The organism is Cellvibrio sp. KY-GH-1 (assembly GCF_008806975.1).
In the GTDB taxonomy this organism is placed as follows: domain Bacteria; phylum Pseudomonadota; class Gammaproteobacteria; order Pseudomonadales; family Cellvibrionaceae; genus Cellvibrio.
In genome coordinates this window covers 5,559,785-5,573,115 of record NZ_CP031728.1, presented here as the reverse complement: position 1 = coordinate 5,573,115, position 13,331 = coordinate 5,559,785, and the positions used below count along the sequence as shown (strand labels likewise).

Annotated in this window: 9 protein-coding genes; 3 read left to right on the top strand and 6 right to left on the bottom strand. The window is 46.8% G+C overall.

The features are described from left to right. Window positions 1-60: 60 nt before the first annotated feature. Window positions 61-1,539: an exodeoxyribonuclease I gene (sbcB, locus tag D0C16_RS23155; RefSeq protein ID WP_151034595.1), complete on the bottom strand. Its 1,479-nt coding sequence runs from the start codon at window positions 1,537-1,539 to the stop codon at window positions 61-63. 189 nt (window positions 1,540-1,728) lie between these two features. On the opposite strand from sbcB, the gene can reads away from it, so the two are divergent. Continuing rightward, entirely contained in the window at window positions 1,729-2,358 is a 630-nt protein-coding gene (gene can / locus D0C16_RS23150; RefSeq protein ID WP_151034593.1) for a carbonate dehydratase, read from the top strand. 21 nt (window positions 2,359-2,379) lie between these two features. On the opposite strand, the gene D0C16_RS23145 is transcribed toward can, so the two are convergent. Beyond that, window positions 2,380-2,736 carry a 4a-hydroxytetrahydrobiopterin dehydratase gene (locus D0C16_RS23145; RefSeq protein ID WP_151034592.1) on the bottom strand — a complete coding sequence of 119 codons (357 nt, stop codon included), beginning with the start codon at window positions 2,734-2,736 and terminating at the stop codon, window positions 2,380-2,382. A 134-nt stretch (window positions 2,737-2,870) separates the two neighbouring features. On the opposite strand from D0C16_RS23145, the gene D0C16_RS23140 reads away from it, so the two are divergent. Continuing rightward, a complete protein-coding gene (locus tag D0C16_RS23140) occupies window positions 2,871-4,757 on the top strand; it encodes an ATP-binding protein (protein WP_191968602.1) in 1,887 nt (628 codons plus the stop codon). Window positions 4,758-4,935: 178 nt separating this feature from the next. Beyond that, a complete protein-coding gene (locus tag D0C16_RS23135) occupies window positions 4,936-7,203 on the top strand; it encodes a PAS domain S-box protein (RefSeq protein ID WP_151034588.1) in 2,268 nt (755 codons plus the stop codon). A 26-nt stretch (window positions 7,204-7,229) separates the two neighbouring features. On the opposite strand, the gene D0C16_RS23130 is transcribed toward D0C16_RS23135, so the two are convergent. From D0C16_RS23130 to D0C16_RS24700, 4 genes are all read right to left on the bottom strand, one after another. Further along, window positions 7,230-8,297, bottom strand: a complete 1,068-nt coding sequence (locus D0C16_RS23130; protein ID WP_151034586.1) for a chemotaxis response regulator protein-glutamate methylesterase — start codon at window positions 8,295-8,297, stop codon at window positions 7,230-7,232. Between the two features lie 32 nt (window positions 8,298-8,329). Next, on the bottom strand, window positions 8,330-8,941 hold the full coding sequence (gene cheD / locus D0C16_RS23125; RefSeq protein WP_225318831.1) for a chemoreceptor glutamine deamidase CheD: 612 nt from the start codon (window positions 8,939-8,941) through the stop codon (window positions 8,330-8,332). Then, the gene (locus tag D0C16_RS23120) at window positions 8,931-9,785 is read right to left on the bottom strand and encodes a CheR family methyltransferase (protein ID WP_225318830.1); all 855 of its coding nucleotides are present in this window, start codon (window positions 9,783-9,785) and stop codon (window positions 8,931-8,933) included. Before D0C16_RS23120 ends, cheD begins: the two co-directional genes overlap by 11 nt. Window positions 9,786-9,854: 69 nt before the next feature. Further along, window positions 9,855-13,331, bottom strand: a complete 3,477-nt coding sequence (locus D0C16_RS24700; protein ID WP_151034584.1) for a methyl-accepting chemotaxis protein — start codon at window positions 13,329-13,331, stop codon at window positions 9,855-9,857.

Below are 13,331 nucleotides of genomic sequence, written 5' to 3'. Positions count from 1 at the left end.
CCGCGGGGTTGATAGCCCATCCATGGATCGCTATGCGGTTGCAATCGCTACTGTTAGGGCTTATTCGATTGCAACTACTTGCTCTTGCAACTTATCGGCATAAGCCCGCAATTGCTTGAGTAAATTTTGCTGTTGTTCACTAAGACTAGCATCGGCCACTAGCTGTGCCAGTCGCACATAAAACTCTGGCAAGGTCAGGCTGGATTGGGAATCTTGATTGGTGAGTCTCCATCGGCAAAAGGCTTTCCAGCGCAGTCGCTCTTCGGGATTAAGACTGGATGGAAAATTACGCGCGCGATAGCGAAATAGCATTTCACCCAAACGAGGATCGCGAAAATCAAATTGTACGCCTGCCAGGGCTTCTGTGTCGGCTTGCCGCACGCGGGCCATTAAGCGCTTGTCATGATCCTCAAAAAAGCCACCGTAAAGCATTTGCTCAGGATCAGTTTTTTCCGCGAAGTTATTTTCACTATAGAGCTGGAACAGCGTGTGTTGCAGACGCTGCTGTTCATCCAACGTCAGATTGCGCAGTTGATTCCAATTGTGTTCGCAGGCCGCTTTATTAATTTGTAAACGTTGCGCCGTTGCGTCATCCAACATGTTCGCCGGCAACAACATCGGCGTTTTATTTAAATGGATTTCCTTCAATGCCAGTCGCTCCACACCCTCAGGCAGATCGTCGGTGCGGGTATACAAACGCAGACGCAACTCATCAACCGACAAGTTTAATAGCGCTTGGGGATCAGCCGATAAATTATATGCAATCACCGAATTTTTATTGGCGGGGTGCATCGCCAATGGCAATACCAATGCAGCATTGCCATTCTCGGCAGGAAAACGCGATGAAATATGCAGCAGTGGTTTATGGCTATCAATTTCAATCATGCCGCTGGCAAAGCGCTTATCGCGCAATTTATAGGCATAATCATAAAGTTTGGGTTGGCGGGTCTTAATCAGTTTAGCCACCGCGATAGTGGCGTAAACATCCGAAAGCGCATCGTGCGCCGCTTCATGAACCAGACCATTGGCCTTAGTCAACATTTCCAGTTTGAAACAAGGGCGGCCATCCTCGTAATTCGGCCACTCAATTCCTTCAGGCCGCAGGGCACGGGTCATACGCACCATATCGATAATATCCCAGCGCGAATTGCCATTACGCCACTCGCGCTCGTAGGGATCATAGAAATTACGATAGAGCGTATAGCGAGTAACTTCATCGTCAAAGCGGATGGAATTAAACCCAACGCCACAGGTTCCCGGACGAGACAACTCGGCGTGAATCCGCGCAATAAATTGATATTCCGGTAACCCCCGCTCCAACGCGACTTGGGGCAGTAAGCCAGTGATCAGGCAGGCTTCCGGTTTGGGTAGGAGATCGACCGCAGGCTGGCAGTAAATCATCAAGGGTTCACCAATAATATTCAGCGCTTCATCCGTGCGCACCCCGGCAAATTGCGAGGGCCGATCTACCGCTGGCACCTCCCCCCAAGTCTCGTAATCATGCCAATAAAGAGTATTTTGCTGCGTGCTCTTCGTCATCGCTACCTACCAACAGAAAAAATAACTGGCTCATATTGCTGAACCCAGAAAATTACCTGAACAAAACCTGCAATGTAACACTCGCAGCCGGCTTTCCCCTATACTGCCGACTGAATTAAGCGACCCCAAGTAAGCGTCTCACGTTAGTTCAAGAGATCACATTTGTTATAAGAGATATTGGAGCCTGCCATGAGCGATTTAGAAAGCCTGTTTGCCGCCAACGTAAAATGGGCAACTGACATCAAAAAAGAAGATCCCGAATTTTTTTCCAACCTGGCCAAACAACAAGCACCGGAATATTTATGGATAGGCTGCTCGGATAGCCGCGTCCCCGCCAATCAAATTCTCAACCTGGCGCCCGGTGAAATCTTCGTGCACCGCAATGTGGCAAACGTAGTTATTCACACCGACCTGAATTGCATGACGGTATTAAACTACGCCGTTGAGTTTTTGAAAGTGAAACACGTGATGGTTACTGGCCACTATGGTTGCGGCGGTGTAAGAGCGGCGTTGGAAAATCAAAAGCTGGGCTTGATTGATTACTGGTTACGCAATATTCGCGATGTGTATTACACCAACAAAGACATTATTGATCGGATGGCTGATCAGGATGAACGTGTGAACCGTTTGTGCGAACTCAATGTAATCCAGCAGGTAGACAATATTTCACGCAGCAATATTGTGCAAAATGCCTGGGCACGCGGCCAGGAACTGACCATTCACGGCTGGATTTACGACATCCACGACGGCATCCTGCACAAACTAACACCACCTATCGATTCGGTTGAGCAAATCCCCGAACAGTATCGGTTGTATTAATTTTCTGCATCACAATCGTTTTTATGATTTATCTGGCGCAAACCGGGCACTAAAAAGCTGCCCGGTTTTTGCAGCCATGATTGCGTCATTTTCATGCAATCCTCTTATCTTGTGGGTCCACCAGCTCACTTTCACCTTTCCCCACTCAGTTAACAGCGCCGGATGATGTCCATACTCTTCCGCCAAGGCACCAACCGCCTGGGTAAACGCCAGGGCCTGCAGAAAGTTCCTAAACTTATAGGTTTGTACGAGCTGGGCAACCCCGTCGACGTACTCCAGACTCCAGCCGGGCAACTCGGCTAAAACATTTGCCAACTCCTGCTGACCCAAGGGCGGCGAATCACCGCGACATGCGCTACAGTTTTTGTCAATCAACATAACTTTTATTCCTTCTCTGGGTTGCAATGATTTTGAACGAACAAGACCCTATTGAAACAAGTACCGGGGGCGCCCATCGTCCGTCCCGACTCAAATTCGCGAGCGTCATCTTACCGTTAGTATTGTTCATTTTAATGGTAAGCGCCCTGGAGCTGGCAGTTCGCAGCAACTTAACCCAGCTGCGCAACCTGCAATTGCAGCAGTTAGGCAAAGATGTAGCCGACGTTGGCCGCTTGTTAGAACAAGAACTCAGCGCATCAATTTATCTGGTCAGTGGTTTGCAAGCTTATGTGGAAGCCAAAGGGGGAGTACTCGTCGGTCAAGAGCTCGCGCCTTGGTTAACCAACTTGCAAAATCGCACCCACCACATCCGCAATATCGGTTTGGCACCTGGTAATCGCATCGCTTACATTTTTCCTCTAGAAGGGAATGAAAAGGCGTTGGGCTTGTATTACCCCGATAATCCCTCTCAATGGCCGGCGGTGGAAAAAGTAATCAAGTCACGTATTGCAACGCTGATTGGCCCAATAGCGCTGCAACAAGGAGGCCAGGGGCTAATATATCGATCACCGGTTTTTCTGGAGGACGACGTTTACTGGGGAATTATTAGTGTCGTTATTAATGCGGATACCCTGTTTAGCCGCTTAACGGTTGACGCCAAGGAACGCAAAATAGCACTGCAAATCGTAGATCAGGACTCAAACACTACAATCGCGGGCCAGAGCATTGCGCCCGGCTATGCCCAAGCTGATCTGACCGTGGATTTGCCCGGCCGCCACTGGAAACTAGTTGCGGCTGCGGAACCTATTCCCATGAGCTCAACCCTAACGAGCTTGCGGATCGGAGGTTGGTTGGTGGCCGTAGCCTGTATGATCCTGCTTGCACGCTTTTTTCAGGAAGTGAAAGCGCGCGCGCAAACATTACTGACGCTACGCGAAAGCCAACAACGTTTTGCACGGATGTTTACCACCTCTCCTCAAGGTCTTGCGTTAGTTGATAACGAAGGCCGCTGGATTGAAGTGAACCCCAGTCTTTACCGGATGCTTGACTATAGCCTGCTTGATTTCGAACAACTTAAGCTCATCGACATTTTTGCCAAGGACTGTCGCGAACCGGTTATCAATCAAATGCAGGACATTCGCAATCGATACACCACGCAAACTGATCACTGCTGTCAATTTGAAGCAAGGTTAGTGCGCAGTGACGGAGAGATGCTGATAAGCCTCATTACGCTCGGAATCTGTTACTGGCACAACAATGAGACGCACTGGCTGCTACAAATTTTGGATATCGGCGAGCGTACCCGGCTAGATCAGTTAAAAAATGAGTTTGTTTCCGTAGTGAGCCATGAATTACGCACCCCGCTTACATCTATCATCGGCTCGCTTAAATTACTCGAGAGCGGCCAACTTCAACAAAATCCCACGACCAACGAAAAAATATTGAATATCGCCGTTCAAAACAGCGAGCGACTGGCGCGCCTGATAAATGACTTACTGGACATGGATAAATTAATTGCAGGGAAAATAGAATTTGAATTAAAAGTATGCCCCTTGCTACCTTTAATTGAAAAAACAATTGAATCCTGCCGTCCTTATGCGTTGCAACATCAAGTAACTTACAAAATGTTAGCTACTGATGAATCGATTTCAGTGAGTGTCGATTCACTAAGATTACAACAGGTCATTACCAATCTCCTATCCAATGCGGCAAAATTTTCGCCGCCTCACAGCGAGATAACGATTGCGGTAACAGCCGACGAGCAGAAAGCAAGAATACAAATTAATGACCAGGGAACAGGCATTGCAAAAGAAGATCAACACAAACTATTCAAAAAATTTTCACAAATTGATTCCACCACCACGCGCCTAAAAGGTGGCAGCGGACTAGGCCTGGCAATCAGCAAGGAATTAATAGAGCGAATGGACGGCCAAATTGGAGTAAGCTCATCAGTAGGAGCCGGTAGTAGCTTTTACGTAACGCTGCCGCTTTATGTTGAAGAACAAGACATCCAACACTAACCGTTCACAAGTAATTTTCCGGGCGCAAATTCATTGTCAGCGCAACCTTTGATCACTGAAAAAACTTGGTTTCCATCCCGCTAGTATCCCAGCCATGCTGTTCTATACTCTAGACAACATGGATATCAGGACACACGGGCACCCACTTCTACTCTAACTTCTATCGCTGGAATACCCGATGCTCGAGTTGCCTTCGCACCAAACACCTCAGGACGTACCCGCCGATGAATGGACACTAACCCAGGAGCAGACCAACTCGCTTTACCACAGCCTGCCCGTGTCACTGCTCTCGTCAATTGTGATTGCTCTCATCCTCAGCCTTTCTCATTGGAAGATCATCGGCCAGGCAGAAATCATCCTGTGGAACTTGCTCTTGGGAAGCACGCTACTGGCACGACTGACCCTATGGATTTTCTGGCAAAACGCGTGGCAACTTTACTCGGCGAATTTTTGGCTGTGGAGTTTTCGCATTGGCGTTTGGCTAACGGGAGCCGCCTGGGGAACAACGGCTATTTTATTATTCGCCCATGACAATGCGATCTATCAAGCACTGCTAGCATTTTCACTGGCGGGTGTTGCAGCCGGCTCTATGACATCACTTACAGCCGACAAATATTCCTCGCTCGGTTTTGTGATATTGGCTATTACGCCATTAAGCCTGTTTATTTTTTTGGAAGATGGCCCCACTGCTGTCGCCATGTCGAGTATGACACTGTTATTTATTTTCTTTGTGATCGCGAGCAGCATACGTACGCGTCGCAACATGGAAGAACAAATTCAAAAGAACCAACACCTACTTCAACTCACCGCAGAGCTAAATCACAAACAACAGCTGGAAAAAATTATCAACAATGCACAATCCACGTTTATCACTGATAACAATATAAAATTGACCTTGCAAAACCTGCTTAACGAAACTCTGATCGCTTGTAACAGCGAACTGGGCTTTATCGGGCAGATCGAAAAAAACTCAGACAACACACCTTTCATGCGCGCCCTAGTCTTCGGCAGCACCCAAAAGGAAAAGGCGGCCATAGATAAATTTCGCGCCACTCACTTGCCGGAAAATGGAGAATATAGAAATTTAGATAATTTGTTTGGACTGGTAATGCAATCCGAGAAACCAGTTATCAGCGCGAACATTAGTCGCGATATGCGCGCTGGAACCATGCCAGATGGCCATCCAAAAATTCACAATTTTATGGGGATACCCATTTTTAATGGGCGGGACCAGATCGCCATTCTAGGCTTGGCCAACTGTACCCAAGGATACCAGCAAGAAGACACCATTAAATTGGAGCCGATATTAAAAACCATCGCCCAATTCGTGCAAACCATGAATCACGAACAGCGTCATGCACAAGACCGAGCCGCGCTGGAAGCAAGCACCCAGCACACGCAAACCATTTTAAATGATATTGCCGACGGCATAATTACCATTGACAAGCGCGGCGTTATTCAATCGTTCAATCATGCAGCAGAAACCATTTTTGGCTACCGTGCGCGCCAAATTATCGGCAAAAACATCAGCGAACTCATGCCGGAACCGTTCAGATCCCAACATGATGATTACATTCGTAACCATTTAAAAACCGGAAAGAAAAATATTTTAGGTATAGGGCGAGAAGTGATTGGACTACGTCGAAATGGCCAACAATTCCCTATGGATTTAATGGTATCGCGAGTGTTCCAGAATGGAGAGCCAATTTTTATTGGAATAGTGCGCGACATCACCGACAAAAAGCAGGCCGACAACCTGCGTAATCAATTTATCAGCAGCGCCAGTAAAGAAATTCTCGGCCCACTAAATTTGATCAGCGAAGCATTACAGCGATTAAAAAATAAAGAGAAAGATAAGTTGCCAGAAAATCTGTTTCATGTGGTGGAGATTGCCCATACCAACAGCCTGCGTTTGCAACAACTCATGCACGACTTAATTGAAGTTCAGAGCCTTTCCAAAGGCGATAGCGACTTAAAAATGGAATCTCAATCGGCACTACCACTTGTTGACGAGGCCTTAAGACGCAACAAGGCCTTTGGCGACATTTATCAAAACAACGCCAAGCTAATTGCGACCAATGAGGAATTCACTATTCAAGTCGATAGCGCGCGCTTTTATCAAGCGCTATCGCTGTTATTGCAGTGTGCATTTAAAAGCTCAACACCCGGCTCGGAGATCGTCATACAAGTTCTTGAAGATCGCAGCCGGATCAACGTAGGTATTTATTTCAATACGCGCAACCTACTGGAAACACAACGCAAGCAACTCGCTGCGCAATTTAACAGCACTCAGGATGCCGCTAACACGCCGCTACACTCAAGCGAACTTGGCCTTGCCATCGCAAAAGAAATTATTGAAAAAATGCACGGTATCATCACATTTAATAGCAAAGCTGATCAGCATTATTTTTTGGTAGAGTTTCCGCGCGCCGTTAAAAAAATTTAAACTAATGCGCAACAATTACTATCACTCTACAAGCGATTACCGCTACCCATCGCTTTTATTTTATCGAGCAATGCCTGCCCCATTTTATCCAGCGCAACAATCTGATCAACGCCACCTACAGCAACCGCTTCTTTGGGCATACCGTAGACAACACAACTGGCCTCGTCCTGAGCGATGGTGTAACCGCCGCGATTGCGAATATCCAACATACCCTTGGCACCATCTTTTCCCATCCCCGTTAACAACACTCCAATCACATTCTTTCCGCCCACTTGAGCAACAGATTCCATCATCACGTCCACCGCGGGCCGGTGGCGATGCACGGGTTCGGCATCAGAAAGTTTTACCCGGTAATCAGCACCGGAACGAACAACCACCAAGTGATAGCCGCCCGGCGCCAAAAACGCATGCCCTGGCAAAATACGCTCTCCGCCCTTCGCTTCTACCACATGTAAACGCGTGGTTTTATTCAAACGCTCAGCATAAGTGCGCGTAAACCCAGGCGGCATGTGCTGCGTCATTACAATCCCCGGCACTGCCGCCGGCAACTGAACCAACAAATCTTTAATTGCCTCGGTGCCACCGGTGGATGCACCAATCGCAATAATTTTCTCCGTACTTTGCAGGCCTACCGGATTCATTATTTTTTGATCTTCTGTAATTTCCGGGCGGTGCTTCTTAATTAATGGCTTAACTTTTACGTCAGCAGCAGCACGAATTTTTTCAATAATAATTTCTGCGTATTCGCGAATACCGCTGCTCACACCCAATTTAGGCTTGGGAATAAAGTCTACCGCTCCCAATTCCAGAGCGCGCAACGTAGCCTCAGCGCCCTCCTCGGTTAAGGTCGATATCATTACCACGGGCGTAGGTCGCGCCGCCATCAGTTTTTCCAGGAACGCCAATCCATCCATGCGCGGCATTTCAATATCCAGTGTGATTACATTTGGCGAGAATTGATTAACCATGTCGCGCGCAACAAAAGCGTCGGGCGCCGCACCAACCAACTGCATATCTGGCGAACCCCGTACTATTTCCGATAAAAGATTTCGAACGAGTGCCGAGTCATCAACGACTAACACTTTTATTGGCATAACTCAGTCTCCCGACGTTCCTGGGCAATTCACTAACTAAACAACTCAATATCACCACTTTTGGGAGTGAATTTGACACGCATACGATACTCACTTTCTCGATCAGATATAGTGCTGTTATGCATCGCTTTAATTTTTTTTACCAACACGCGGCCGGTATCCGGAAAGAAATACACCTTACGTGGAAATTCGCCCAATAAATCTTGAGCTACAACCGGAATTTGTTCCGTTTCTAAATAATCCAGAACAAATTCAGCGTTGCGTTGACCGACGTTATTTACGGTCATCCCTCTAAGCACGTTTCCGCCACCAAATACTTTTGCCTCAAAGCGCCCCCGATTGGCCCCCATTTTTAACAAGTGGTTGATGAGCAATTCCATTGCATAAACACCATAGCGCGCCGATTCAGTTAACAAACCGCTTTCATTCGAGCCGTCATTGGGGAGCAAAAAGTGGTTCATACCCCCTAATCCAGAATATTTATCGCGCAAACACACAGCAACGCAAGAGCCCAATACTGTAACAATTAACTTATCACCGTTGGTCACATAGTATTCGCCCGGCAATATTTTTACGGCTTGCCGATCAAAATGACGATCAAAATACATGTTTGGCGCCAAGTGCACGTTATTCTCATACATCATTGACGTCCTCCTTAACATCAGACGCCGCCAATCGATAGGTCGACTTGCCCACCAATCGGACAAGGTGACTCGCGTGAGAAAAACTTTCCGAATGGCCTGCGATATAAAGGCCATCGGGTACGAGCAGTTGCGTCATACGCTTTAAAATTTGCAACTGCGTGGGCTTGTCAAAATAGATCATCACATTGCGACAAAAGATGACATCAAACTTTTCCTGCAACGGCCATTTTCTATCAAGCAGATTAATTTGCTTAAATTCTATTAATCGCCGCAGCTCATCAATTACTTTTGCCTTACCTGAATTTTTACCTTTGCCGCGCAAAAAAAATTGTTTCTTTTTATCTGCACTCAACGCCTCCAAACGATCCAAGCTATAAACACCCATAGATGCCGTATTTAACACTTGGCTATCTATATCCGAGGCAACTATTTCTACTGGCGGCCGGTAATTTCCGTAGGCTTCCGCAACGGTCATAGCGATTGAATAAGGTTCTTCGCCTGTGCTCGACGCAGAGCACCAGATTCGACAAGGTTTGTTGTACCGATTTTTTTTTATAAAATCTTTTAAAATGGAAAAGTGATGTTCCTCACGAAAAAATGCGGTTAGATTGGTCGTCAGCGCATTAACAAACTCCTGCAACTCTTCCGGCGTCGACTCCAAATAGTCTAGATACTCGCCAAAGCTTGCCAAATTCAACGCGCGTAACCGACGGGCCAGCCGGCTATACACCAACTGTCTTTTCGATTCAGCAAGGTTAATTCCTGCTTTTCGATAAATCGCCGCTCTCACACGATTGAAATCGGAGTCAGCGTACTCAAATTCGCGCCCTGAAGTATCAGCCACACTAATAATTCCTGATTTCACCCATATCAGGGCAACCACAACGGTTGCCCATCGCAGCGGTATTAATCGTTAGAATTGTTCCCATTCATCTTCGGCCGACGAAGCGGGAGGTGTTAGTTTTCCTGCGGATTTGGTTGAAGTCGCTTTGGCTGGATTTCGCACAGGCGATTTAGCAGCCGGTTTATTCGCCGGCTTGGGCGCCGCCAGTCTGGTCGATGGCGTACGCTCCTGTGAATCGCTCAACCGGAACTGCCCTACATTACGATTTAATTCATCCGCTTGCGATTGCAAGCTTTCCGCGGCGGCAGCGGCCTGCTCAACCAGGGCCGCATTTTGTTGCGTCATTTCATCCATTTGCGAAACAGCGGTAGAAATTTCCTCAATACCGGTAGATTGTTCGGCAGATGCAGCCGCAATTTCGGCCATGATGTCATTTACACGTTTAATCGCGCTGACAATTTCTTTCATGGTCTCGCCTGATTTTCCAACCAGACTATTTCCGTTATCAATTTTTTGCACCGAATCCGATATCAGCGCTTTGATATCTTTCGCCGCATTGGCTGAGCGCTGTGCCAAGGTGCGCACCTCCGATGCGACAACCGCAAATCCGCGCCCTTGGTCACCCGCCCGCGCTGCCTCTACCGCCGCATTCAATGCGAGGATATTAGTTTGGAACGCGATACCATCAATCACACCAATAATGTCCGAAATTTTTCGTGCAGACTCATTGATTGCATTCATGGTGGTTACCACTTGTTGAATCAGGCCGCCACCATCGATGGCAACCGTAGATGCTTGCTCAGCGAGGACATTCGCTTGTTTCGCATTATCAGCATTCAATTTAACAGTAGAAGTTAATTCTTCCATCGAAGACGCAGTTTCTTCAAGATTGGCGGCCTGCTGTTCAGTTCTGCTGGAAAGGTCGGCATTGCCTTGCGCGATTTCGCTTGATGCAGTGAAAATCATATCCGCTGCACTGCGAATATCGCTGAGCATTGTTGTCAGATTTTCAGTAGTTTCATTACAGTAATTTTTGAGATCGCCAAAGGTACCTGCATATTCACCGGTAATGCGCTCGGTCAAATCGCCTTTGGCAATGGCACCAAGAACTCGCGCAACGTCAGAAAGTCCCTTGTCTGCCGTGTGCACAAGAATATTCAGCCCCTCCGCCAACTTCAGGAAGAATCCTGATTTTCCATCGGTAGTTAAGCGCTCAGTAAAATTACCTGACGCCGCAGCTTCTACTAACTTATTCACCTCACCTTCAACACCAACCTCTTCAGTTCTATCCAACCACTCCACTACCGATCCCAGGCGCGTACCATCTTTACTAAAGATTGGGTTAGCAACCAAACGGAAATGGCGTTTACCCACCACAATGTTGGTGGTATAGGTGGTTGTAAGATTTTCAAGCAGCTTCATTTGGTGCATTGGATTTTTATGGAACCCGTCCATGTTGCTACCGACTACTTTATCTACCGAGAAATGAGGCAACACTGACTTCAAGTCGGCCTCAGCGACACGCAGCATTTTTTCCACTGACTTATTCATGTAAATGATTTTTCGGTCCACATCAGCAATCATGACATTCGTTGTGGCCGTCTCCAACGCACCAAGGATTCGACTAAGCTCATGCTCTGCTGCGACCTCCTTGGTTCTGTCGATCCATTCCACCACAGTCCCCAGTCGCTCACCGGCTTCGGAAAATATTGGATTAACAATGAGCCTAAAGGTAATTCCCGCGACCGTAATTTGACTGGTATAGGTATCGCGCAAGTTTGCAAGTAGTTGCATTTGATGCGCGGGATTGCGATGAAATATATCGATGTTACTGCCGATTACCTTATCAACCGCAAAACTCGGCAGAGCCTTACGTAAATCCATTTCAACCGCGCGCAACATTTTCTCGACGGACTTATTCATATAAATGATCTTACGATCAGGATCGGCAACCATTACATTTGACGAAGTCGAGTTCAAAGCACCTAAAATGCGGCTCATCTGATGTTCAGCAACCACTTCTTTTGTGCGATCAATCCACTCAACCACAGTCCCTAATCGCTCGCCAGCCTCCGAAAATATCGGGTTAACGATCAACCTAAATGTAATACCAGCAACGGTAATTTGACTGGTATAAGTGTCACGAAGATTAGCCAACAGTTGCATTTGATGTGACGGATTGCGGTGGAAGATATCAATATTGCTGCCTATTACTTTATCGACGGAGAACCCTGGGAGCGCCTTGCGCAAATCAACCTCTACTGCACGCAACATTTTTTCTACAGACTTATTCATGTAGATAATCTGACGATCCGGATCTGCAACCATCACATTGGAAGACGTAGAAGTAAGCGCACCCAAAATGCGGCTCATTTGGTGCTCTATTGCAACCTCTTTGGTGCGATTAATCCATTCAACGACCGATCCAATTCGCTCGCCGTTATCGGAGAAAATCGGGTTTGCAATTAACCGAAAACTTATCCCAGCAACTACAATGTTGCTTACATAGGTATCTCGGAGATTAGCAAGCAAGCTTGATTGATGACTGGGGTTTTTATGAAAAATGTCCATATTACTGCCAATAATGCTGTCAACCTTAAAATGAGGCAGAACTTTTCGCAAATCCCCCTCAACATCCCTTAACATTTTTTCTACCGCCTTATTCATATATACAATGTTTCGATTAACGTCAGCGAGCATCACATTGGAAGACGTTGCATCCAGCGCTTGCCGGATGCGTAAATTATCGACCGCCGCTTTCTGGCCACTTGCGATAACGTGATACATATCCGCAATAGACCCCAAAACGCTACCCGGAACTGCGTCTTCGATAACCACATTGGCTTCACCTGACGTGATAGATCGTGTGATTGATTTTAATTTCTCTGGGTCTGCCCCCAGGCTCGACAAAATTAACCGCGAAAAATAGATCGAGAAAAACGAAACAGCCACCACAGAAAGTAGTGCAACTAAAACTAAAACAGTCCTATAAAAGCTAGCTACAGACTCGCCTTTTTCCGATAATTTTTTATGCTCATCCAGTTCCTTTGTTAAAAGCTGTTCAATGAGAAGTTCATGTTCATCAAACATTTTATTAACATCAACTAGGCTTGCTGCAAGCCTGACGTGGTCTTTAGCCTTGAATGCCGGAACGACTTCCGCTTCCACAAAACTAGCATACACCTCCATTTGAGGAAGTATTTTTGAGCTCAATAGAGATTTTAAATCTGACGACAAATGCGGGCTTGCCTTCCACTTGGTTGCAGAAGTACGATAATCATCCGTGTGCTTTTTAATCTGCGCGAGCGTTTCGCTTCCAGCGCCTTCAATTCCCAGTTGATTCACATGCATGTTGAGTTCAACAAGAAATAGCGGGGGTGGCGCAATTTCAGCAGTGAAATCACTGCTGGATTTTATTTCCTCGTACAAGTCACTACCAATGGAGGATTTGGCAATAATCAGAAACCCAGTAGTAACGAGCAAAATCACAGACACAATGGCAGCTATGGCCATCACATTTAATTTGGCTTTCAAGCTAATATTCAT

Coding starts and splice junctions, on each gene's coding strand:
- sbcB (WP_151034595.1), bottom strand. CDS start 1,539: ATGACGAAGAGCACGCAGCAAAATACTCTTTATTGGCATGATTACGAG.
- can (WP_151034593.1), top strand. CDS start 1,729: ATGAGCGATTTAGAAAGCCTGTTTGCCGCCAACGTAAAATGGGCAACT.
- D0C16_RS23145 (WP_151034592.1), bottom strand. CDS start 2,736: ATGTTGATTGACAAAAACTGTAGCGCATGTCGCGGTGATTCGCCGCCC.
- D0C16_RS23140 (WP_191968602.1), top strand. CDS start 2,871: ATGGTAAGCGCCCTGGAGCTGGCAGTTCGCAGCAACTTAACCCAGCTG.
- D0C16_RS23135 (WP_151034588.1), top strand. CDS start 4,936: ATGCTCGAGTTGCCTTCGCACCAAACACCTCAGGACGTACCCGCCGAT.
- D0C16_RS23130 (WP_151034586.1), bottom strand. CDS start 8,297: ATGCCAATAAAAGTGTTAGTCGTTGATGACTCGGCACTCGTTCGAAAT.
- cheD (WP_225318831.1), bottom strand. CDS start 8,941: ATGATGTATGAGAATAACGTGCACTTGGCGCCAAACATGTATTTTGAT.
- D0C16_RS24700 (WP_151034584.1), bottom strand. CDS start 13,331: ATGAATATTAGCTTGAAAGCCAAATTAAATGTGATGGCCATAGCTGCC.